Source organism: Hydrogenophaga sp. (genome assembly GCF_051860785.1).
Taxonomy (GTDB): domain Bacteria; phylum Pseudomonadota; class Gammaproteobacteria; order Burkholderiales; family Burkholderiaceae_C; genus Hydrogenophaga.
Genome location: NZ_JBIMLB010000007.1, coordinates 196,056 through 217,290, shown reverse-complemented (window position 1 = coordinate 217,290; position 21,235 = coordinate 196,056). Strand labels below are relative to the sequence as shown.

The 21,235-nt window shown below is 66.6% G+C and carries 25 protein-coding genes; 19 read left to right on the top strand and 6 right to left on the bottom strand.

The genetic code is table 11. The features are described 5' to 3' along the window. Positions 1 to 565: 565 nt before the first annotated feature. Positions 566 to 949 (top strand): hypothetical protein, encoded by a 384-nt coding sequence (locus tag ACTIF6_RS12150; RefSeq protein ID WP_439588237.1) that lies wholly within the window; start codon positions 566 to 568, stop codon positions 947 to 949. Between the two features lie 59 nt (positions 950 to 1,008). On the opposite strand, the gene ACTIF6_RS12145 is transcribed toward ACTIF6_RS12150, so the two are convergent. The 3 genes from ACTIF6_RS12145 to ACTIF6_RS12135 all read right to left on the bottom strand — a co-directional run bounded on the left by ACTIF6_RS12145 (position 1,009) and on the right by ACTIF6_RS12135 (position 2,760). Then, positions 1,009 to 1,608 (bottom strand): hypothetical protein, encoded by a 600-nt coding sequence (locus ACTIF6_RS12145; protein WP_439588236.1) that lies wholly within the window; start codon positions 1,606 to 1,608, stop codon positions 1,009 to 1,011. Between the two features lie 31 nt (positions 1,609 to 1,639). Beyond that, positions 1,640 to 1,909, bottom strand: coding sequence for a DUF2164 domain-containing protein (locus tag ACTIF6_RS12140; protein WP_439588235.1), 270 nt, complete (start codon positions 1,907 to 1,909; stop codon positions 1,640 to 1,642). A gap of 74 nt (positions 1,910 to 1,983) precedes the next feature. Beyond that, on the bottom strand, positions 1,984 to 2,760 hold the full coding sequence (locus tag ACTIF6_RS12135; protein ID WP_439588234.1) for an IclR family transcriptional regulator: 777 nt from the start codon (positions 2,758 to 2,760) through the stop codon (positions 1,984 to 1,986). Between the two features lie 134 nt (positions 2,761 to 2,894). Here ACTIF6_RS12135 and ACTIF6_RS12130 point away from each other — a divergent pair, with 134 nt between their 5' ends. Genes ACTIF6_RS12130 through ACTIF6_RS12105 form a run of 6 tightly spaced genes read left to right on the top strand, consistent with a single transcriptional unit; the run spans position 2,895 to position 7,844 of the window. Then, a complete protein-coding gene (locus ACTIF6_RS12130; RefSeq protein ID WP_439588233.1) occupies positions 2,895 to 3,866 on the top strand; it encodes a Bug family tripartite tricarboxylate transporter substrate binding protein in 972 nt (323 codons plus the stop codon). A 29-nt stretch (positions 3,867 to 3,895) separates the two neighbouring features. Continuing rightward, complete coding sequence (locus ACTIF6_RS12125) at positions 3,896 to 4,579, top strand: RraA family protein (protein ID WP_439588232.1); 684 nt, start codon at positions 3,896 to 3,898, stop codon at positions 4,577 to 4,579. After that, positions 4,576 to 5,514 carry a hydroxyacid dehydrogenase gene (locus tag ACTIF6_RS12120; RefSeq protein ID WP_439588231.1) on the top strand — a complete coding sequence of 313 codons (939 nt, stop codon included), beginning with the start codon at positions 4,576 to 4,578 and terminating at the stop codon, positions 5,512 to 5,514. The genes ACTIF6_RS12125 and ACTIF6_RS12120 overlap by 4 nt, the downstream gene beginning before the upstream one ends. 25 nt (positions 5,515 to 5,539) lie before the next feature. Next, a complete protein-coding gene (locus ACTIF6_RS12115) occupies positions 5,540 to 6,535 on the top strand; it encodes a Bug family tripartite tricarboxylate transporter substrate binding protein (RefSeq protein ID WP_439588230.1) in 996 nt (331 codons plus the stop codon). A gap of 35 nt (positions 6,536 to 6,570) precedes the next feature. Continuing rightward, a complete protein-coding gene (locus ACTIF6_RS12110; RefSeq protein ID WP_439588229.1) occupies positions 6,571 to 7,494 on the top strand; it encodes an SMP-30/gluconolactonase/LRE family protein in 924 nt (307 codons plus the stop codon). 56 nt (positions 7,495 to 7,550) lie between these two features. Further along, positions 7,551 to 7,844 carry a DUF1330 domain-containing protein gene (locus tag ACTIF6_RS12105; RefSeq protein ID WP_439588228.1) on the top strand — a complete coding sequence of 98 codons (294 nt, stop codon included), beginning with the start codon at positions 7,551 to 7,553 and terminating at the stop codon, positions 7,842 to 7,844. Here the strand turns inward: ACTIF6_RS12105 and ACTIF6_RS12100 are convergent. Then, positions 7,841 to 8,272 (bottom strand): VOC family protein, encoded by a 432-nt coding sequence (locus tag ACTIF6_RS12100; protein ID WP_439588227.1) that lies wholly within the window; start codon positions 8,270 to 8,272, stop codon positions 7,841 to 7,843. The genes ACTIF6_RS12105 and ACTIF6_RS12100 overlap by 4 nt on opposite strands. Before the next feature lie 185 nt (positions 8,273 to 8,457). Here ACTIF6_RS12100 and ACTIF6_RS12095 point away from each other — a divergent pair, with 185 nt between their 5' ends. The 6 genes from ACTIF6_RS12095 (at position 8,458) to ACTIF6_RS12070 (ending at position 13,287) form a co-directional block, all read left to right on the top strand. Beyond that, a complete protein-coding gene (locus ACTIF6_RS12095) occupies positions 8,458 to 9,021 on the top strand; it encodes a carboxymuconolactone decarboxylase family protein (RefSeq protein WP_439588226.1) in 564 nt (187 codons plus the stop codon). Next, positions 9,018 to 10,118 (top strand): acyl-CoA dehydrogenase family protein, encoded by a 1,101-nt coding sequence (locus tag ACTIF6_RS12090; protein ID WP_439588225.1) that lies wholly within the window; start codon positions 9,018 to 9,020, stop codon positions 10,116 to 10,118. Before ACTIF6_RS12095 ends, ACTIF6_RS12090 begins: the two co-directional genes overlap by 4 nt. After that, on the top strand, positions 10,115 to 10,894 hold the full coding sequence (locus ACTIF6_RS12085; protein ID WP_439588224.1) for an ABC transporter ATP-binding protein: 780 nt from the start codon (positions 10,115 to 10,117) through the stop codon (positions 10,892 to 10,894). The genes ACTIF6_RS12090 and ACTIF6_RS12085 overlap by 4 nt, the downstream gene beginning before the upstream one ends. 23 nt (positions 10,895 to 10,917) lie before the next feature. Next, complete coding sequence (locus ACTIF6_RS12080; protein WP_439588223.1) at positions 10,918 to 12,156, top strand: ABC transporter substrate-binding protein; 1,239 nt, start codon at positions 10,918 to 10,920, stop codon at positions 12,154 to 12,156. Beyond that, positions 12,153 to 12,938 carry an ABC transporter permease gene (locus ACTIF6_RS12075; protein ID WP_439588222.1) on the top strand — a complete coding sequence of 262 codons (786 nt, stop codon included), beginning with the start codon at positions 12,153 to 12,155 and terminating at the stop codon, positions 12,936 to 12,938. Before ACTIF6_RS12080 ends, ACTIF6_RS12075 begins: the two co-directional genes overlap by 4 nt. 151 nt (positions 12,939 to 13,089) lie before the next feature. Next, positions 13,090 to 13,287, top strand: coding sequence for a YeeE/YedE family protein (locus ACTIF6_RS12070; protein WP_439588221.1), 198 nt, complete (start codon positions 13,090 to 13,092; stop codon positions 13,285 to 13,287). 18 nt (positions 13,288 to 13,305) lie between these two features. Here ACTIF6_RS12070 and ACTIF6_RS12065 read toward each other — a convergent pair whose 3' ends face one another. Next, positions 13,306 to 13,878 carry an alpha/beta hydrolase-fold protein gene (locus tag ACTIF6_RS12065; protein ID WP_439588250.1) on the bottom strand — a complete coding sequence of 191 codons (573 nt, stop codon included), beginning with the start codon at positions 13,876 to 13,878 and terminating at the stop codon, positions 13,306 to 13,308. A gap of 351 nt (positions 13,879 to 14,229) precedes the next feature. Here ACTIF6_RS12065 and ACTIF6_RS12060 point away from each other — a divergent pair, with 351 nt between their 5' ends. From ACTIF6_RS12060 to sugE, 6 genes are all read left to right on the top strand, one after another. After that, positions 14,230 to 15,111 carry a TauD/TfdA dioxygenase family protein gene (locus ACTIF6_RS12060; RefSeq protein ID WP_439588220.1) on the top strand — a complete coding sequence of 294 codons (882 nt, stop codon included), beginning with the start codon at positions 14,230 to 14,232 and terminating at the stop codon, positions 15,109 to 15,111. A gap of 31 nt (positions 15,112 to 15,142) precedes the next feature. Then, positions 15,143 to 16,150 carry an ABC transporter substrate-binding protein gene (locus tag ACTIF6_RS12055; protein ID WP_439588219.1) on the top strand — a complete coding sequence of 336 codons (1,008 nt, stop codon included), beginning with the start codon at positions 15,143 to 15,145 and terminating at the stop codon, positions 16,148 to 16,150. Between the two features lie 65 nt (positions 16,151 to 16,215). Continuing rightward, positions 16,216 to 17,031 (top strand): ABC transporter ATP-binding protein, encoded by an 816-nt coding sequence (locus tag ACTIF6_RS12050; RefSeq protein WP_439588249.1) that lies wholly within the window; start codon positions 16,216 to 16,218, stop codon positions 17,029 to 17,031. Further along, positions 17,028 to 17,903: an ABC transporter permease gene (locus ACTIF6_RS12045; protein WP_439588218.1), complete on the top strand. Its 876-nt coding sequence runs from the start codon at positions 17,028 to 17,030 to the stop codon at positions 17,901 to 17,903. Before ACTIF6_RS12050 ends, ACTIF6_RS12045 begins: the two co-directional genes overlap by 4 nt. Beyond that, a complete protein-coding gene (locus tag ACTIF6_RS12040; RefSeq protein ID WP_439588217.1) occupies positions 17,900 to 19,402 on the top strand; it encodes an FAD/NAD(P)-binding protein in 1,503 nt (500 codons plus the stop codon). Before ACTIF6_RS12045 ends, ACTIF6_RS12040 begins: the two co-directional genes overlap by 4 nt. A gap of 311 nt (positions 19,403 to 19,713) precedes the next feature. Further along, positions 19,714 to 20,034: a quaternary ammonium compound efflux SMR transporter SugE gene (gene sugE, locus ACTIF6_RS12035; RefSeq protein WP_439588216.1), complete on the top strand. Its 321-nt coding sequence runs from the start codon at positions 19,714 to 19,716 to the stop codon at positions 20,032 to 20,034. An 87-nt stretch (positions 20,035 to 20,121) separates the two neighbouring features. Here sugE and ACTIF6_RS12030 read toward each other — a convergent pair whose 3' ends face one another. After that, the gene (locus ACTIF6_RS12030; RefSeq protein ID WP_439588215.1) at positions 20,122 to 21,231 is read right to left on the bottom strand and encodes a PQQ-dependent sugar dehydrogenase; all 1,110 of its coding nucleotides are present in this window, start codon (positions 21,229 to 21,231) and stop codon (positions 20,122 to 20,124) included. Positions 21,232 to 21,235: the final 4 nt, after the last annotated feature.

Genomic DNA, 21,235 nt, shown 5'->3' with positions numbered 1-21,235 from the left:
AGTCACTGGACGCGGAAAGTATCACGAAATGTAGCAACTGACGGAGGAATGGAGTTTCGACAGCCACGGGCTTCTCGGCTTCCTGCCAAACAATTTCGTCCAGGCCTTGCTGCCAAGAAGCTCGTGATGTGGTGGTCCGCCAGGTCATGAACTAGAAGTAGATCTACTCGCCGGCGGCCGCACATGGGCTAGGTGGATCCAGACGGCAGCTTGGTGTCGCCTAGCGATAGTTCGTAGGCAGGCCACCAGTGGCGGCTCCCGCTGCATAGCCGACCTTGCAGCCGAGTCGGCCGCTGCCAGCCAACGGGTTGAACGTACCTACCGATGCCCTGGCTATACTGCCCCGGTCAAATCCAAAAAAGATTTGATCGGGATTGACCTCCCGCCGATGAACCTTCTGCAGCGAAAGCCGCAGGACCTCTAACCGCAGAGTCTGCGGCTTCTTCGCTCGTGCCTCCTTTTTTTGGCGGCCCGGGCGGGGAGCCTTCGGGCTCGCCGGTTCTCGCAGGAGGTTCCCGGTAAGGTCAACCCGTTCGGGCCGCCGCCCCCCACAAAGGGGCGGCGGTTGTTGCAAGCCGAAGCTTCAGGGAGACCCACCATGGTCACTTCTCCTCCTCGCGCTACGTCGTCCCATGACGAGCTCAATATCCGCTCCCCCGCCCAGAAACTCGCCATGCAGGCAGCGGATCAGGCCTATTGCCTATCGCTCACGCTGAAGACACACAACAAGCTGGGCCATATGCTCCTGCCAGAGCGAGCGCCACATGCCGAACACCCTTGCTGGATTCCTGTGCGGCCGCACTTTGCTGAACTCGTGCACACGTTCAACGCCGAATTGATGCGGCAACTGGATGCCTTGATGCTGACGCTGGACGCGATGCAGGCGTTGATGACCGAGAAAGAACAAGGCGAGGCGGCAAGGGAGCGCGATGCGCCGGTACGAACCTGAGCGATCAAGACCTGCGTGGAACTCGGTACGGAAGTGGGTACGGTCGCCTCCATCGCGAATCAGCGCGGAGTGACTCTATGAATGACGCCCCATCCCGCCCCCGTCGGGTGTTGGCTCCAATGAAGCATTTTTTCCTCGTGACCGACGGTGGTCTGGTGGAATCTTGAGATGACGGCAGGATTCGGAGTCGCCGGGAGAATGTTCGAATTCTTGATCTCGACAGGGACATCGTCCCAGCTTCCTGGTTTGCTCAGCGAGCCATCTGCGTGCAACACGGCCACGTGAGGATACAGAGCGGTGTTTCCGATCTTTACAGATGGATGGCTTGAGTCCGAGTTGTAGCCCAGGTACCACTTGCCATCCTTCTCATCCAGGAATTGCAACGTACCGCCAACAAACTCGTGCTCGAAAACCTTGCTCGAATCCATGTTGAAACTGATCGTCATGGAGCGCAGCCTGGAGTTGGCCGAGTACTTTTCGTATCCGCCACCTCGCCGCTCATAGTTGCGCCGCACCTGCACCAGGACACTTCGGCCGTCGTGCAACTTCACTTCCTCACGCCATTCAATGGAAGACTGACGGGGATGGATGCCATACCTGCCGACAAAGATCAGCAAGCCGATGACGGCCAGCAAGAGCATCCATTCGCGTCGTTTCATTCTGTGAGCACTTGGCAAAGTCCCTGATGTTTCAAACTTTGCGCTGTTTGTCGAACTTGCGCCAGTAAGAAAACTCTTCCTCGTGCACTTCGAAGTCCAGGTCCGAGACCCGGGCCTGAATGCGTTCCTGCGCGTCTGCCACGCCCTTGTTGTAGAGGCTGGGTCCGATTTCCTCGAGGATGAAACCGAGCAAGCCGCTGGCTGCGACGTTGCCGATTTTCTCTTCCATGTTTTCACGGAAGTAGCGTTCGATCGAGGCCACAGCCTGGGCTCGGTCTTCCTTGGTCAGTTCGATGGTCATGGATGGGGCTTGGTTGATAACGGGTTACACGCCACAGGCGCTTGTCGTCGGCGGGGCCTCGAAAGGAGGCGCTGTTATTTCGGGAACCAGGTGGCCACCGTGGACGGCACACCCGTGGTGCGCCGTGTGCCGGCGATCGCATAGGACAACTCGTTCGCCGCGGTCATGACGGTCTGCGCGAGTTCGAGCAGGCGCGCTTCGGGCAACCGTGAGGTGGGGCCTGAAATGCAGACCGAGCCCAGCAAGCGCCAGTGCAGGCCGAAGACCGGCGCCGCGACGCTGGAAACCTCCGCCTCGCGCTCACCCATGGACAGGTGAAAACCGCGCCGACGGATGGATTCGTAGGGTTCGCCGGGCTCCCCGGAAAACGCAAGGATGACGCGGCCCGGCGCGCCCAGTTCCAGCGGCAGGCCGATGCCCACGCGCACGTGGTGGCGGATGGTCTGCGGCCCGTCCACACGCGCCAGGCACTGGCGCTGCTGCCCTTCGCGCACGTAGAACGAGGCGCTTTCACCGGTCTGCACCGTCAGGGCGCGCAGCACGGGCTCCACCACCTCGTGCACGTCGAACACTGCCTGATAGCACGCACCCAGCCAACCCGCCGCACGGCCCAGGCGCCAACTGGCGTCTTCCCTTTGCACGAGGTAGTTCTCGGCCGCGAGGGTGCGCGCCAGCCGCAAGGTGGTGGTCTTGTGCATGCCGGTGCGACGGCTCATCTCGGCCAGCGTGAGTTGCGGATCGTCCATGCCGAAGCATTCGAGCAGGCGCAGCGCGCGCGTGACCGCCGTCACGCCACCGGCGCTGGTTTCGGGCTCCTCGATCGCCTTGACCACGCTCTTTGGAGGTTTCATCGGATGGCCTTCGTTTCGACTATTGAAACCATATTGTATTGAATGAAACGACGCCCTACAGTCCGCCCCAGCCGCCAAGCACCCTGAAAAAGCGCGGTCCTCGCCGTTCAGAAACCGATTCCTGGAGACAAGACATGAACCTTTTCCATCGCCACTCCCTTGCCCTCGCCAGCCTGATGCTCGCCACCGGTGCCGCCTTCGCACAGGCCTACCCCAACAAGCCCATCCGGGTCGTCGTGCCCTTTCCCGCCGGTGGAGGCACCGACCTGATCGCCCGCGAAGTGACGAACAAGATCCAGGTCACCAAGGGCTGGAGCTTCGTGGTGGAAAACCGCCCGGGCACCGGCGGCAACATCGGCATCGACACCGTCGCGAAGTCGCCGGCCGATGGCTACACCATCGGACTGGGCCAGACCAGCAACCTGGCGATCAACCCGACGCTGTACAAGAAGATGCCGTACGACTCGGTGAAGGACCTGGCACCGATCGGACTGGTCGCCAATGCACCGCTGGTGCTGGTGGTGGGCGACACCTCGCCCTTCAAGACGCTGGCAGATGTGGTGACCGCGGCCAAGGCCAAGCCCAAGGCCCTGAACATGGCCACCGCCGGCAACGGCACCGTGGCCCACCTGGCCAGCGAGCTGTTCCAGAAGACCGCCGACGTCGAGTTCACCCACGTTCCCTACAAGGGCGCCGCCCAGGCCTCCACCGACGTCGTCAGTGGCCGCGTGGAGCTGTACTTCTCCAGCGTGCCCACCGTACTGGGCTACATCAAGAACGGCAAGATGCGGCCGATCGTTGTCACCTCTCTCAAGCGCGTCGACGATCTGGCCGCCGTGCCCACCGTGGCCGAGTCGGGCTTCAAGGACTTCGAGACCAGCACCTGGTTCGGCTTCGTGGCACCGGCCGGCACCCCCAAGGAAATCATCACCCTGCTCAACACCGAGTTGAACAAGGCGCTGCAGTCGCCCGACGTGAAGCAGAAGCTGAGCGACCAGGGTGCCGACGTGCTGGGAGGCTCTCCGGAAGCCTTCGCCGCCACGATCAAGAGCGACCTGGCGCGCTGGGCCCCGATCATCAAGGCTTCGGGCGCCACGCTGGACTGATTCCATCCCCCAACGAACGAGAGCCCGACATGTCCCAGCCCGACATCATCAAAGACTTCCCGCGTGTCGCACCCGACCTGGTGGCGCAGGCGGCGAAGTACCAGCCCGCCATCTTCTCCGACATCAACGGCCGGCGCGGCGCACTCCATGGCCGCATCGGCGCGCTGCGCCCGCGCATGAAGGTGGCAGGTCCGGCCTTCACCATTGAAGTGCGACCGGGCGACAACCTGATGATCCACGCCGCCATGGCGCTGGCCAAGCCAGGTGACGTGCTGGTGATTGACGGCAAGGGCGACCAGACCTCGGCGCTGATGGGCACCATCATGATGACGGCCTGCCGCCAGCTCGGCATCGCGGGCGTCGTGATGGATGGCGCCGTGCGCGACAGCCTGGAGATCGACGAGATGGATTTCCCGGTCTTCTCGGTGGGCACCAACCCCAACGGCCCGACCAAGAACAACGGTGGTCGCATCGGCCACCCCATCAGCCTGGGGGGCGTCACGGTGCACGCGGGCGACTTCATCATCGGCGATGCCGACGGCGTGGTGGTGGTCGAACGCGAAACGCTGGCGGGCCTGCTGCCCCTGGCCGAGCACAAGGTGCAGGCCGAAGCCAGGCGCATTGCCCAGATCAAACAGGGCAACACCTCCGCGTCGTGGTTGACCGCCTCGCTGGTGTCGGCCGGTGTGCTCAAGGAAGGCGAAACGCTGTGAGCACCAGGCCCGTCATCCTCGTCACCGGCGTGGACCTCGCGCCCGAGGCGCTGGCCCTGCTGCAGGACCACGAGGTCGTTTTCACCGGCAAGACGCCGCAGTTGAGCGACGTGGTCGCCATGGCACGCACGCACAACCCGGTGGGCATCATCGTGCGCTACAGCGGCGTGACCGCCGAAGCCATGGACGCCGCGCCCGCGCTGCGCGTGATCTCCAAGCACGGCAGCGGCACCGACACCATCGACAAGGCCGCCGCGACCGAGCGCGGCATCGAGGTCAGGGCCGCCGTGGGCGCGAATGCCGCGGCCGTCGCCGAGCAGGCCATGGCCCTGCTGCTGGCGTGTGCCAAATCGGTCCCGCAACTCAACCAGCGCATGCACCAAGGCCACTGGGACAAGGCCACGCACAAAAGCCTGGAGCTGGACGGCCGCACCGTCGGCCTGGTGGGTCTGGGTGCGATCGGCATGCGCTTTGCGAAGATGGCCGACGCCATGGGCATGCGCGTGATTGGTTTCGACCCGTACGCCAAGGCGCTGCCGCCCTTCGTCAAGGCGGTGGACCTGGACACGCTCTGGCGCGAGTCCGATGCCATCTCGCTGCACTGCCCGCTGACCCCGGAGAACAAGGGTCTGATCAACGCACAGACGCTGGGCAGATGCAAGCCCGGCGTCATCGTGGTGAACACCGCGCGCGGCGGCCTTATCGACGAACCAGCGCTGCTGGCGGCCGTGCAGTCGGGCCAGGTACGCATGGCGGGCCTGGACAGTTTCTGCGTGGAGCCCATGGCATCGCCGCACATCTTTCACCACCAGCCCGGCTTCATCCTCAGCCCGCACATCGGCGGCGTGACCAGCGACGCGTATGTGAACATGGGCGTCGCAGCCGCGCAGAACGTTCTTGCGGTGCTGGCCCGCACCGAAGCCACCACCCACTGAACCCATACCAAGCAAGGAGACAAACATGAACCTGAATTCCAAGCGCCGCGCCCTGCTCTCGGCCACCGCCCTTTCCGCGCTGGGCGCTCTCTGCCTGATGGCTGGCCCCGCCAGCGCCCAGTCCGCATGGCCCAACCGGGTCGTGAAGATCATCGTGCCCTACGGCCCCGGCGGCGCCGTGGACGTGGTCACGCGCAAGATGGCCCAGAAGCTCACCGAACAGACCGGGCAAAGCTTCGTGGTGGAGAACAAGCCGGGCGCCACCGGCACCATCGGCTCCAGCCAGGTCGCGCAGGCCACGCCCGACGGCTACACGCTGCTGGCCAACGACACCACCTACTCGCTGCTGCCGCATATCTTCAACAAGCTGCCCTTCGACCACGCCACCCAACTGGTGCCTGTGAGCGCGTATGTGTTCGCGCCCATGGGACTGGTGGTGAACGCCGGCTCGAAGTACAAGACCCTGGGCGAACTGACCGCACAGGCGGGGCGCGCGCCCAGCACCGTGAGCTATGGCACCGGTGGCCCCGGCACCACGCCGCACTTCGCCAGCGAGGCACTGGGCATCGCCAGCGGCGTGAAGTTCATGCACGTCCCCTACAAGGGTGCGGGCGAAGCCACGGCGGGCCTGCTGTCCAACACCATCGATTTCCAGATCGCATCGACCACCGGGCTGATGGGCAACGTCAAGGGCGGCAAGCTGCGCATGCTGGCCGTCAGCGGCGACAAGCGCCTCGCGGCGCTGCCCGACGTGCCCACGTTCCAGGAGGCCGGCGTCAAGTGGCGCGGCGTCGTCAACTGGACCGGGCTGTGGGCACCGAAGGGCACCCCCGCCGACGTGGTGCAGCGCCTGCAGAAGGAGATCGACACCGCCATGGCCACCGAGGACATGAAGACCTTCGCGCAGGGCATGGGGGCCGAGCCACGCCACGCCGGCGCGGACGAATTCGCCAGAATGCTCAAGGAAAGCACCGACAGCTGGGGCAAGCTGGTCGCGAACACCGCTTTCGAGAAGCAGTAAGGTCGGGATTTCCCACCCCACTGCCCGAGGCCGCCATGCACCTGTTCCACCCGCCCGAGGTCCGTTCGCTCGAGGTCTTCAGCGCCCTGCCCGCACGCTTCCGCCAGCCGCGCCGCACGCTCTGGAGCGACGCCAACATGGGCGGGCGCGAGGTGGATTCTTTCCTGGAGGGGCCAGTGTTCGACGAGGCCGGCAACCTCTTCGTGACGGACATTCCTTTTGGCCGCGTGTTCCGGATCGACCCGCAGGGCGAATGGGAGCTGGTGGCGCAGTGGGATGGCGAGCCCAACGGCATGAAGTTCCTCAACGCCACCGAGCTCCTGGTGACGGACTACCGCAACGGCCTCATGGTGGTGGACAGCCGCAGCGGCACGGTGCGGCCCTACCTGGGTCGGCGCAACACCGAAAGCTTCAAGGGCCTGAACGACCTCACGTTCGATTCGCAGGGCAACCTCTACTTCACCGACCAGGGCCAGACCGGCCTGCACGATCCCACGGGCCGCGTCTACCGGCTCAGCCCGACGGGGCGGCTGGACATGCTGCTGTCCAATGTGCCCAGCCCCAACGGCATCGTGCTGTCGCCCGACGAGCGATTTCTTTTCGTCGCGGTCACGCGCGGCAACTGCGTCTGGCGCATGCCGCTGCTGGCCGATGGCAATGTGTCCAAGACGGGCCAGTTCTTCACCTCCTACGGCCCCAGCGGCCCGGACGGCCTGGCCATGGACCAGGCGGGCCACCTGCTGGTAGCCAACCCGGGCCTGGCCTACATCTGGGTGCTCAACCACCGCGCCGAACCGGTGCAGGTGCTGCGCACCGACACCGGCACGTCATTGACCAACCTGGCTTTCGGTGGCGCGGAAAGAAAGACGCTGTTCTGCACCGAGTCGACCAGTGGTTCGATCCTCAGCGCCACCATGGCGCACGCAGGCGGGCTTGTCCACCAGGGTCCGGCGCGCTAGGGCAAGCTAGGGCAAACTCGGTGGTTTCGCATCATTCAAACCACCGAGGAATCGACATGCCCAAGGCCTACTGGATCTCCACCTACCGCTCCATCAGCGACCCCGCCGCGCTCGCCGAATACGCCAAGCTGGCCGGCCCCGCGCTGCAGGCTGCGGGCGGGCGCTTCCTGGCACGGGGCATGCCGGCGCAGGTGTACGAGGCCGCCGTCAACCAGCGGGCCGTGTTGATCGAGTTCGACAGCGTGGCCCAGGCGATTGCGGCGCACGACACCCCCGAATACCAGGCGGCGCTGGATGCGCTGGGCAACGGTGCGGAACGCGACATCCGCATCGTCGAAGGCGTGGCTTAACCAACCAGGTTCGCCGGGCCCTTGAGCTCGATCACGTTCTCGTCGGGATCGGTGAAGTAAAGCGAAAGTCCATCGCCTTCGGCGCCGAAGTTCGTTGAGGCTGGGCCCCTGGGTGTGACGCCATGCGCGGCAAGATGCCGCACGATGGAGCGCTCATCGAAAGGCTCCACGCGCAGGCAGAGGTGGTCGAGGTTGCGCCCTTCCGTGGCGGGCCCGGCACCGCCAGCGCGACCCAGCGGGCCATCAATGGCCACGAGGTCGACCATCGAGGCACCGGCCCGGAGGTGGACCAGGCCCAGATCGGGTCTGCGTCGCGCGACCTTGCAGCCCAGCACGGCCTCAAAGAAGGCGATGCTGGTGTCCAGGTCGCGAACGCGAAACACCACGTGGTCGATGCGCTCCACGGCAAACGGAGGCGCGTTGTGCATACGGGTTCCTTTCAAGAATCGGGCTGCGGTCGATCGAACCCATTGTGGCGCTGAACGACTTCTCGCCCGGCTTGCTCGGCTTTCGCATATCCATATGCGGATTGAGAGGTTCACGGGTTCGATGACGCTGGCTATCGTCAAGGGCTGCCATCAGCCATGGCCGTGCCGTGCCACGGCCCGCCCTCATGACCCGTCTTTCACTGCACACCGCCCAGAGCGCCCCCGAAGCCAGCCGCGCGCTGGTGGAACAGGCCGTCAAGAACAACGGTTTTCTGCCCAATCTCATTGGCGTGCTGGCCAATTCGCCGCTCGCGCTGGAAACCTATGTGACCGTGGGCGGCATCAACGCCCGCGCCAGCCTCACGCTGGCCGAGCGCGAGGTCGTGCAGATCACGGCGGCGCGCCTGCACGGGTGTGACTTCTGCGTGGCAGGGCACAGCGCTGTGGCCGTGCGCAAGGCCGGACTGAACACGGCTGCCGTGGTGGCCTTGCAGCAGGGCCAGCTCACGGGCGACGCGCGGCTGGATGCCGTCCTGGCTTTCACCAGCGCGGTGATCGCCCGGCGCGGCAACGTGACCGACACCGAACTGGTGGCGTTTCTGAACAACGGCTACACGCAGCAGCAGGCGCTGGAGGTGGTGCTCGGCGTGAGCCTGGCCACGCTGTGCAACTTTGCCAACTCGCTCGCGCAAAGCCCGGTGAACCCGCAGCTGGAAGCGTTTCGCGCCGGCGTCTTGAAAGCGGAATGACCATGCCTTTGCCAGACGCCTTGAACCGCTTCCTGGAGGAGCACGCGCTCTCGCTCGACACGGATGCCTCGCAGGCGTCAGCGCTGTTGCCGGCGCTGGGCGCGTCAGGCCTGCTCAAGCACGGCGTACCGCTGGCGCTCGGCGGTGAAGGCGGCTACACCATCGACGCATTGGACGCCATCACCGCCGTGGCCGAAAAGTCGCTGGCCGCCGCCTTCGTGTTCTGGGGCCAGCGTGCCTTCATCGAATATCTGCTGCAAAGCCCGAACGAGGCGCTGCGCGAACGCTGGCTCGCCCCGTTGCTGAAGGGCGAGTCCGCTGGTGCCACTGGCCTGTCGAACGCGATGAAGTTTCTCTCCGGCATCGAGTCGCTGCAGGTGCAGGCGTCGACCGTGGCCAACCCGTTTGCGCCCGGCCATTTCCTGCTCGACGGCCAGGTGCCCTGGGCCACGAACCTGCGTCCTCAGGGATTCGTGGTGGCGGCCGCCGTGGAACGCCGCGATGGTGAGGCGCCGTTCATTGCCGCCCTGCCCTTCGACCGCGCGGGCCTGCAACGCAGCGACGACCTGGACCTGATCGCGCTGCGCGGCACGCACACCGCCGCACTGCGCCTCACACGCCTGGAGATCGAGCCGCAAGACGTGATCGCCATCGACGCGCGCGCCTGGCTGCCCCGGGTCCGGCCGGCCTTCCTGGTGCTGCAATGCGGCCTGTCGATCGGGCTGGCGCAAGCGTCGCTGGCCGCCGCACAGCAGCACGGTGCCGCCGCCCGCAAGGTGCTGGGTGAGCCCATCCAGCAGACCCAGGCCGAACTCGCCGTGACCGTGGCCACGCTGCGCGAAGGCCTGTACACGGGCCAGTTCGTTACCGACCCGGTGCCGCTGTTCCAGGCGCGCATCCGCCTGGCGCACCTGGCGCTGCAAGCGGTGCAACTGGAACTGCAATCGTGCGGTGGGCGCGCCTACCACCGCGACCAGCCACTGGGCTTCGCGCGGCGCTGGCGTGAAGCGGCTTTCCTGCCCATCGTCACGCCCAGCCTGACCCAGCTTCAGGGCGAACTGAACAAGCGCGCCGCAAAAGCGGCGGTGACCGCATGACGCAAGCGGTGCTGCGCGCCCACGACCTCGCCCACGCCTACCCCAACGGCACGGCGGTGTTCCAGGCCGTGTCGCTCGACGTGAAGGCGCGCGAGATCGTCTGCCTGCTGGGTGGCAGCGGCTGTGGCAAGTCCACGCTGCTGCGCGCGCTGGCGGGCCTGAGCAAACCCTTGCGCGGCCAGGTGGAATTTCTCGAGGCGCCGCTGAACGAACCCCATCCCCGCGCAGCGCTGCTGTTCCAGCAGCCCAGCCTGCTGCCCTGGCTCGACGTGGCGCGCAACGTGGGCTTCGGGCTGAACTTCACCCACCAGCCCACGCTGCCGCGCGAGCAACTGCAGGCGCGCGTGGCCACCGCGCTGGACGCCGTGGGCCTGGGTGGCCAGCACCGCCTGCGCCCGGCCCAGCTCTCGGGCGGCATGGCGCAACGCGTGGCGCTGGCGCGTGCCCTGGCGCGCGAGCCGCAACTGCTGCTGGCCGACGAGCCCTTCTCTGCGCTGGACGCGATCACCCGCGCCCAGATGCAGACGCTGCTGGTGGAGCTGGTTCACCGCTGGCACACCGCCGCGCTGCTGGTCACGCACGACATCGACGAAGCCATTCTGGTGGCGGACCGCATCCTGCTCATGGGCGCACCCGCGCCCGGCGAGCCGGCGCAATTGCTGCGCGAATGGACCGTGTCGATCGAGCGCCCCCGAGAAGCCGCGCCCGCTGAAGTCACAGCGATGCGGCTCGACATCCTGCAAGCGCTGCACGCGCAGCAGACCCTTCCTGTCTGATGAACACGCCTCCCGGAGTCCCCATGACCAACGCCACCCGTCCCGACTACCAACACATCTGCGCCTCGTCCGACTGCTGCGGCCTCACCCGGCGCGACATGCTGCGCCTGTCGGCATTGACGGCGGCCGGCGTGGCCACGCCACTGCTGGCAGCCGGCGATGCGCGTGCCCAGGCCTTCAAGGGTGACGACCAACCGGTGAAGATCGGCTACCTGCCCATCACCGACGCCACGCCCCTGCTGGTGGCGCACGGTCGCAAGCTGTTCGAGGCCGAGGGCCTGAAGTCGGAAGCGCCACGCCTGTTCCGCAGCTGGGCGCAGATCGTGGAGGCCTTCGTGGCCGGCCAGGTGAACGTGGTCCACCTGCTCTCGCCGGCCGCGCTCTGGGTGCGCTACGGCTCGAAGTTCCCCGCCAAGATCGTGGCCTGGAACCACGTGAATGGCTCGGCGCTCACCGTGGCGCCGAACATCAACACCGTGGCCGATCTCGGCGGCCAGACGGTGGCGGTGCCGTTCTGGTATTCCATTCACAACATCCTGCTGCAGCAGTTGCTGCGCGCGAACAAGCTCGAAGCGGTCACGCGCCCGCGCGGCAACGCGATTGCCGCCAACGAAGTGAACCTGGTGGTGCTGGCGCCGGCCGAAATGGTCTCGGCGCTGGCCACCAGGTCGATCGCGGGCTACATCGTGGCCGACCCCTTCAACGCGTCGGCCGAGATTGCGGGCGTGGGCAAGGTGCTGCGCTTCTCGGGTGACCTCTGGAAGAACCACGCCTGCTGCATCACCTTCCTGGCCGAACGCGACCTCACCGACAAGCCCGAGTGGGCGCAGCGCGTGACCAATGCGCTGGTGAAGGCGCAGCTCTACACCCGCAGCAACCAGATCGACACCGCGCGGCTGCTCTCCAACGCCGGTGAAGGCCGCTACACGCCGCACCCGCTGCAAACGCTCACCAAGGTGCTGGCCGCCAGCGACTACGCGAGCTACGAGGCCAGCGGCGTGGTCCGCCACAAGGACTGGGCGCAACGCCGCATCGACTTCCAGCCCTACCCGTTCCCCAGCTACACCGAAGAGCTGGTGCGCGCGATCCGCGAGACCAAGGTGGAAGGCGACACGCGCTTCCTCGCCGCGCTGGACCCGAAGTTCGTGGCAGGCGACCTGGTGGACGACCGCTTCGTGCGCAAGGCCATCCAGGCCGTGGGCGGCCCGCAGGTGTTCGGCCTGCCGGCCGACTTCAAACGCCGAGAGGTGATCGCGACGTGAGCGCGGCGGTCAGAGGCGCCAGAGCAAAGAGCACGGTCCTGCGGCAGTGGGGATTGCCATCGCTGGGCTTGTTGCTGGTGCTGGCGCTGTGGTGGGTGGGCACGCTGCTGCTCACGGCGCGCACGCCCATCGCCTCCGTGTTCGCCCCCTGGCCCACGGCGCAGGCGTTCGCCCGGCTGGTCGTCGGCAGCGATCTGTGGTGGCATGTGGCACTGAGCCTGCAGCGCGTGGCCGTGGGGCTGGGCCTCGCCGTTCTGGTGGGGGTGCCGCTGGGTGTGCTGGCCGGCCTGTCGCGCGGCTTTGCGCAGGCCACCACACCGGTGTTCCAGTTCCTGCGCATGATCTCTCCGCTTTCCTGGATGCCGCTGGCGGTGATGGTGCTCGGCGTGGGCGACGCGCCGGTGTATTTCCTGCTGGCGTTCGCAGCGGTCTGGCCCGTGATGCTCAACACGGCCGCCGGCGTGGCCCAGCTCGATCCGAACTGGCTGCTGCTGGCGCGCAGTCTCTCGGCCACCCGTCGCGAGACCATCTGGCGCGTGGTGCTGCCCGGCATCACCGCGCACATCCTCACCGGCATTCGGCTGGCCATCGGCATCATCTGGATCGTGCTGGTGCCGGCAGAGATGCTGGGGGTGTCTGCCGGACTGGGCTACTTCATCCTGGACACGCGCGACCGGCTGGCATACGACGAACTCATGGCCGCCATCGTGCTCATCGGCGCGCTCGGCTTCGCGCTCGACTGGCTGGCCCGCTCGCTGCACCAACGCTGGCAACCGGGCTGATTGCGCCATGGGCCAACGCCGGTGCATGATCTCGCTGGCTCACCAAGAGGAACGGAACGCATGGAAAACTTCACCCCGCTGTCGGTGCGCTCGCTGGCGGCCACGGTCACCTTCCTGCTGGTGGCGGTGCTCACCACATGGCTCACGCGCCATGTGTGAGGGTTGCCGAGCCCGGCTGCTCGGTGGCGCGGCCTTGTTCGGCGTGGGTTGGGGCCTGGCTGGCTACTGCCCGGGGCCAGCCATCGCCGGCATCGGCCTGGGCAACCCCGAAGTGATCTGTGTGGTGCCTTCCATCGTGGCCGGGGTGTTCCTGCAGCGCAGGTTTTCCGCCGGGCCGCCGCGCGTTTGAGGCGCGGCACGCAACCGCTTACGGCCCGCCGGCGAAAGCGAACCCAAGGGTGTCCGTCAGCACCTGCGGAACGATGCCGTTGTGGGTGCCTGAGTAGGACCTGGCAACGAAAGTCAGGTCGGCGTAGTTTCGTTGCGCGATCGCGGCGGCGTAGTCGACGTTGGCCGTGTAGTTGCCCTGGGTGGCGTACGACTGGTGCAGGCGCACGGGCAACTCGCTGTAAGCGTTCGCGTAGTCCCGCTCCCAGGCATTGGCGGTGGTCGTCATGCAGCTGATGGACGAGTCGCTCGCCAGGTAGGCCTTGAAGCTGTGCTGGCCCGGCGCCTCCGAGAACACCGCGTACAGCACGAAGCTGCCGCCATGCGAGTGGCCGAACAGCGCGCGCCGCTCCGGATGCCCACCCACCGTGGCCTGCACATGGGGAATGAGCTCCTGGCGGATGAAGTTGAAGTAGGCGACATGGCCGCCGCCGTTGGGCGTGCAACTGTTCGCGGGACGAAGTCCCGGCCGCGTTGGCCTGACGTGCCGATAGCGACGATGATGACGCGCTGGCGTGTGGACTCTGCGATGCCGACCAGCGTCTCGAACCAGCTCTCGCCGTCAAGCACGTAGATTACCGGCAGGTCGCTGCGGGGGCCGGCGCTCGCGGGTGGCAGATAGATGTTGAGCGCGTAGTCGGTCCGGGTCAGGCTGGACCGGATGATCCTGGACTCACGGCTTCCCTCCATCGGTGAAGCGCCGTCGTCGCCCCCGCCACCGCAGCCGGCCAGCAGGACGGCCGAGAGCACGAAGGCGAGGAAGCGGGCGAAGTGACGACGGGAATTGCGTGCATGGGGGTTCATGGCGAGCCGTAGGTGCCGAGGCGCATATCCGTTTTCCGCATATCGCTGCTCGGTATTGATCGTTCCCTGGTGTTGGCCCGCTGCCTAGCATCGACCGACCATGATCCTCGTCGAACTGCCCCCGGTGCGTCAAGCTTTTGATATCCGCCCTCTCGGCCCCGCGCTCGGCGCCGAGGTCGTGGGCCTGGATCTGAACCTGCCATTGGTGGACGACGACTTCGCTCGCCTGCACCGCGCCCACCTGGATCACCACGTGCTGGTGTTCCGCGACCAGCGCATCACGCCCGCGCAGCAGGTCGAGTTCAGCGCGCGCTGGGGCCCGCTGCAGCGCCACGTGCTTCACCAGTTCGCGCTGGCCGGGCATCCGGACGTGCTCATCGTCTCCAACATCGTGGAGAACGGCCAGCCCGTCGGCCTGGGCGATGCCGGCGTGTTCTGGCATTCGGACCTGTCGTACAAGGAAAATCCCAGCCTGGGTTCGTTCCTGCATGCACAGGAATTGCCCGCCGAGGGTGGCGACACGCTGTTCGCCAACCAGCACGCCGCCTGGGACGAGCTGCCCGCCGAGCTGGCGCGGGCGGTGCAGGGCCGACACGCCGAGCACAGCTACCTCAAGGTGTACGCCGAGCTGCAACGCCGCAGCCCATGGCGGCCTGATCTTTCTCCCGCGCAGGTTGCCGCCGTGCCCACAGTGAGTCACCCCATCGTTCGCACGCACCCGGAAACGAAACGCAAGGCGCTGTTCGTCAGCGAGCATTTCACGACCCGCGTGGTCGGCCTGCCCGACGGCGAGAGCGAGGCGCTGCTGAAAGCGCTGTACGACCACAGCACACAGGAACGCTACGTCTACCGCCACCACTGGCTGCCCGGCGACATGGTGTTCTGGGACAACCGCTCGGTGCTGCACCTGGCTGCAGGTTGTCCACCCGAACAACGCCGCCGCCTCAACCGCGTGACGATCGAAGGCGACGTGCCCTTCTGACTCCACACACATTCATTCAACAAGGACACCCATGAAAAAACGCACCTTCATCCACAGCCTGCTGGTTGCCGCGCTGACTGCCTCCGCATCGTTGGCCGCGCAGGCCGAAGGCCAGATCCGCATCGCCCAGCAATTCGGCGTGGTCTACCTGCTGCTCAACGTGGCGCAGGAACAGAAGCTGATCGAGAAACACGGCAAGGCCGCCGGGGTGGATGTGAAGGTGGAGTTCGTGCGCCTCTCGGGCGGCAGTGCGGTGAACGATGCGCTGCTCTCGGGCCAGATCGACATCGCTGGTGCCGGTGTGGGCCCGCTGCTCACGATCTGGGACCGCACCAAGGACAAGCAGAACGTGAAGGGCGTGGCCTCGCTGGGCAACTTCCCCTACTACCTCGTCACGAACAACCCGGCGGTGAAGACGATTGCCGACTTCACCGACAAGGACCGCATTGCGCTGCCCGCCGTGGGCGTGTCGGTGCAATCGCGCGTGCTGCAACTGGCTTCGGCCCAGCGCTGGGGTCAGGACCAGTTCAACCGGCTCGACAAGCTGCAGGTGGCCGTGCCGCACCCGGATGCGACGGCGGCCATCATCAAGGGCGGCACCGAGATCAGCGCGCACTTCGGCAACCCGCCATTCCAGAACCAGTCTCTGGCCGCCAACCCGAACGCGCGCATCGTGCTCAACAGCTACGACGTGCTCGGTGGCCCGTCGTCGGCCACGGTGCTGTACGCCACCGAGAAGTTCCGCAACGAGAACCCCAAGACCTACCGCGCCTTCGTGGCCGCGCTCGATGAAGCGGCGAAGTACATCACCGCCAACCCCGAAGGTGCGGCCGATATCTATCTGCGCGTGAACCAGGGCCAGCTCGACCGCAACCTGCTGATCTCCATCATCAAGAACCCGGAAGTGCAGTTCAAGCTGACACCGGAGAACACCTTCAAGCTCGCCACCTTCATGCACAGCGTGGGGGCGATCAAGAACAAGCCGGGCTCGGCCAAAGAGTATTTCTTCGAAGACCCGCACAGCGCGGCGGCGAACTGACGATGGCACCGGTCGAAGGCGCATTGCGGGCCCTCATGGGCACACCGGGGCAGGAACTGCTGAGGATGCCCGCGCAGGCGCCCGCTTCGCAGCGCGTTCCGGTGCCCGCCGTGTCGTCTGCCCCGCTGCTCGACTTCGACAACGTTTCGCTCGAATACGCCACCGACCAGCAGGTGGTGCGCGCCACGCACCGCGTGAGCCTCTCGGTGCACGAGGGGGAGCGCTACGTGCTGCTCGGCCCTTCGGGCTGCGGCAAAAGCACCTTGCTCAAAGCCGCCGCCGGCTTCATTCAACCGCGCGAAGGCCGCATCCGGCTCGATGGCCAGGCCATCACAGGCCCGGGGCCGGACCGCATCGTGGTGTTCCAGGAGTTCGACCAGTTGCCGCCGTGGAAGACGGTGCTGGGCAATGTGATGTTTCCGCTGCTGGCCACGAAGCGGCTGGGCAAGGCCGAGGCGCTGGACCGCGCGCACGCCGTGCTGGCGCAGGTGGGGCTGGCGGATTTCGCGAAGTCGTACCCGCACCAGCTCTCGGGTGGCATGAAACAGCGCGTGGCCATTGCGCGCGCGCTGGCCATGCAGCCGCGAGTGCTGCTGATGGACGAACCCTTTGCCTCGCTGGACGCGCTCACGCGCCGTCGCATGCAGGAAGAGCTGCTGGCGCTGTGGGACGAGGTTCGCTTCACGCTGCTGTTCGTGACGCACTCCATCGAAGAAGCGCTGGTGGTGGGCAGCCGCATTGGCGTGCTCACACCGCGCCCGGGCCGGCTGCGTGCCGAGATTCAGGCGCACGAATTCGGTCTGGCCAGCAGCGGCGGCCCCGCGTTTCAGGCCGCCACGCAGCGCATTCACGGGCTGCTGTTCGGCGAGGCACAGGCATGAGCATCGCCAAGGCCCTGCCCCCCGTTCGCCCCGAAGCCGAATACGCGCTGCCCGACCTGGTGGACACGCCGGTGGAACGCCCGCTGCCTTGGACTCAGCAGGTGTGGCAACAGGCCTGGCTGCGCAAGACGGTGATCCTGCTCGTGCTGGCGCTGCTGTGGGAACTGATCGCGCGCTGGCAGGACAACGACCTGCTGCTGCCCACCTTCGTCCAGACCGCGCGCGCCTTCGTCGACGGCATCGCCGGTGGCGAGCTGCTGCTGCGCGCCCGCGCTTCGCTCGGCGTTCTGCTGCAGGGTTACCTGCTCGGTATCTTCTCGGCCTTCCTGCTCACCACGCTGGCCGTGTCCACACAGATCGGGCGCGACCTGCTGGCCACGCTCACGTCCATGTTCAACCCGCTGCCCGCCATCGCGCTGCTGCCGCTGGCACTGCTGTGGTTTGGCCTCGGCAACGGCAGCCTGGTCTTCGTGCTGGTGCACTCGGTGCTGTGGCCGCTGGCCCTGGCCACGTTCGCCGGCTTTCAGTCGGTTCCCGAGACGCTGCGCATGGCCGGGCGCAACTACGGCCTGCGCGGCATCCGCTACGTGCTGCTGATCCTGGTGCCGTCCGCGCTGCCGGCCATCATCTCCGGCCTGAAGATCGGCTGGGCCTTCGCGTGGCGCACGCTGATCGCGGCCGAACTGGTGTTCGGCGTATCCTCCGGCAAGGGTGGCTTGGGCTGGTTCATCTTCCAGAACCGCAACGAGCTCTATACCGACAAGGTGTTTGCCGGCCTGGTGATGGTGATCCTCATCGGCCTTCTGGTGGAGAACGTGGTGTTTCAGACCCTGGAGAAGCTGACGGTGCGCCGCTGGGGCGTGAGCCGGTGACGTTGCCGCCCCCTGCGCGCCGCATCACCATCGTGGGCGGCGGCTTCTCTGGCGTGAGCACCGCCGTGCAACTGGTGCGCCACAGCCCGGTGCCGCTGGCGATCACGATCATCGAGGCACGCGAACGCGTGGGCCCGGGCCTGGCCTATGCCACGCACGACCCTGACCACCGCCTCAACGGGCCCACGTGGATTCATTCCGTGGACCCGGTGGACGGCGGTCATTTCACACGCTGGTGCGAGGCCCACGGCGTGTTCGACAGCGACCCGCAGGCGCGCCAATCCAATGGCACCGCCTTTGTGCGGCGTGCGGTGCTGGGGGCCTACCTGGAAGACATGGTGCACGCGCACGCGAGATGGGCACCCACAGGCTCCACCATCCGCACGCTGCAAGACCGCGCCACGCAAGCCTGGGCGGCCGATGGCCTGATCACGACCCGCACCGGGAAAGGCCAGTCGCTGGTGTCCGAGCTGCTGATCCTGGCCACCGGCAATGCCGAACCACGCTTGCAGGCGCCGTTCGATCCGGCGCTGGCACAACACCCGGGCGTGATCGAGAATCCCTTGAACACCGCGCTGCTGCTCGGCATACCGCGTGAGGCGCGGGTGCTGCTCGTCGGCAGCGGACTGACCTCGCTCGACGTGGTCTCCACGCTGCAACGCCAGGGCCACACCGGGCAGACCGTGGTGATTTCGCGGCGCGGCCTGCAGCCCCGGCCGCAACCTCTGGCCAATGGCACCGTGGTACCGCCCCAAGGACGCCAGCACCTGGACCGCGTGCTCGGGCCCGCACCCCGCTTCATGACCGAAGCCGAACCCACGCTGCGCGCCTGGGTGAAGGCGCTGCGCGAGCAGATCCGTGCCGCGCGCTTGCGGGGCGAAGACTGGTACCCGCCCTTCGACGACCTGCGCGACTCGGTGTGGCAACTCTGGCCCACGCTCCCCGCCGCAGAGCAGCGCCGCTTTTTGCGCCGCCTGCGGACCTGGTACGACGTGCACCGCTTCCGATCGCCGCCGCAGACCGAAGTGATTGCGCGGGCCGCGCAAGCCAGCGGCCGCGTGGTTTACCAGGCGGCCCGAGTGCTGAGCGTGAACGCTGCAACGCAAGGACACCGCGTGGACGTGCTGCTCAAGGGCGCGCGCGACCCACAGCCGCGCACCGAGTCCTTCGACGTGGTGGTGAACTGCACCGGCCTGGACGTGGCCTCGCGCACCGCCTCCAACCCGCTGCTGCAAGCCCTGGTCCAACAAGGCTGGCTGCGCACCGACGCCTGCGGCATCGGTTATGCGGTCGACGCGCAATGCCGCGTGGTGGGCTCAGACGGCCAGGCGCGCGCGTCCGTTCGCCTGATCGGGCCGCCCACACTCGGCGCCTTCGGCGACCCCGGTGGCGCCATGTTCATCGCGGCGCAAATCCACCGCATGCTGCCTGACGTGTTCCAGACGCTGGCGCAGCCCTCCGGAGCCCATGGCAACCGAAGAGAAACCGCATATCCATAGCCGTTCTGCTTCGTTGTGAACGCGCCATCGCGCGCCTACCATGCCTTCACCGGTTCTGAAAAGTCTGGTCCGGCCGATGCGCAGGAAGTAGAGAACCCCGGTTGTCTCCTGGGGGGGTGGGTTGCATCGGCCGGCTTTTTTTCAGTCAACTCGATCTGCCGTCAGCAGCCATGGCAATTGCCGATGCGATTCAAGCGTAGGTCCACCTGGGCAAGCATGCGATCATGATGTCCAGGCTTCTCCCGAACTGAGGACGACCTCACTTCGCCATTCCGCATCCGGGACGACCCGTACAACGATGGGGCATCGCCATGAACTGGATCATTCTTGTCCTGGCCGGCATTTTTGAGATCGGTTGGGCCATCGGGCTGAAATACACCGAGGGCTTTACGCGCTTTTGGCCCACGGTTGGCACCGTACTTGCGATGGTGATCAGCCTTGGGCTGCTAGGTATCGCCATGAAGTCGCTCCCCGTGGGCACCGCTTACGCGGTGTGGGTGGGCGTTGGCGCTGTCGGCACAGCGATATTGGGGATTGTCTTGCTGGGCGAGCCGGCGAACGCGGGACGGCTCCTGAGTCTCGGGCTCATCCTTGCAGGAATCATCGGTCTGAAGCTGGCCACCCCGGCCTGATTCCGACTCCATGAAGCACCTGACAAGGCGGCAGCATGGATTCATCGGGGGCTCTGGGCAGCCTGATTGCAGAAACGATCACCCTGTTCATGAAGGCGATGCCGGCACCACCCGCAGCACCCGCCCGGTCGCGCTGTCGGTGAGCAGGTAGAGGGCACCGTCCGGCCCGGCGCGCACGTCGCGGATGCGTTCGCCGAGTTCCAGGAACAACACGTCCTGCGGCCCAGGCGCGCCGTTCACCATCGGAACGCGGCGCACGCTGCGCTCCTTGAGCGCCGCCACGAACAGGCTGCCGCGCCAGGCCGGGAACAGCGTGCCGTCGTACCAGGTCAGCCCGGCCGGTGCGATCGATGGCGTCCACTCCACCAGCGGCGGCTGGATGCCCGGCAGGCTTTTGTAGGGCGTGATGCGCGCATAGGTGTAGTCGATGCCGCCGGTGGTGACGGGCCAGCCGTAGTTGGCGCCGGGCGCGATGCGGTTGAGCTCGTCGCCGCCGCGCGATCCATGTTCGTGCGAGTAAGGCACGCCGTTCACCACCGCCATGCCTTGCGGGTTGCGGTGACCGTAGCTGTAGATCTCGGGTAGCGCGTCCTTGCGCGAAACAAACGGGTTGTCGTTCGGCACACGCCCATCCGCGTGGATGCGCATCAGCTTGCCCAGGTGCGTGTGCAGCCGCTGCGCGTCCGTGCGCTCCAGGTTGCCGTCGCCCATGCCGAACAGCAGGCTGCCGTCTGCCAGCCAGGCCATGCGCCCGCCGAAATGCTGTGTGGCGATCTTGGCGGGTTGCGAGGTGAAGATCGGCTTCACCTCCTGCAATTGCCGGCCATCGAACCGCGCGCTCACCACGCGCAGGTGGTTCGCTTGTGGCGTGCCATGCGCGAAGGACAGCATCACCCGGCCATTGGTTTCAAACGCCGGGTCCACCACCACATCGAACAGACCGGCCTGCCCGCGCGCCATCACCGGCGGCACACCCGCCACGGGCTCTGGCCGCAGTTGCGCGCGGCCATCGGGCCCCGGCTCGATCACGCGAAGCCGGCCCGGGCGCTCGGTCACCAGCATTCGCCCGCCGGGCAGAAAGGCGAGCGACCAGGGATGGTCGAGCCCGCTGGCAACGGTCTCCACCCGGTAGTCCGCAGCCTGGGCCGACATCACGGCAGCCAGGGCACCTGCAAGAAAAGCGGCAAAGTAAAACATAATT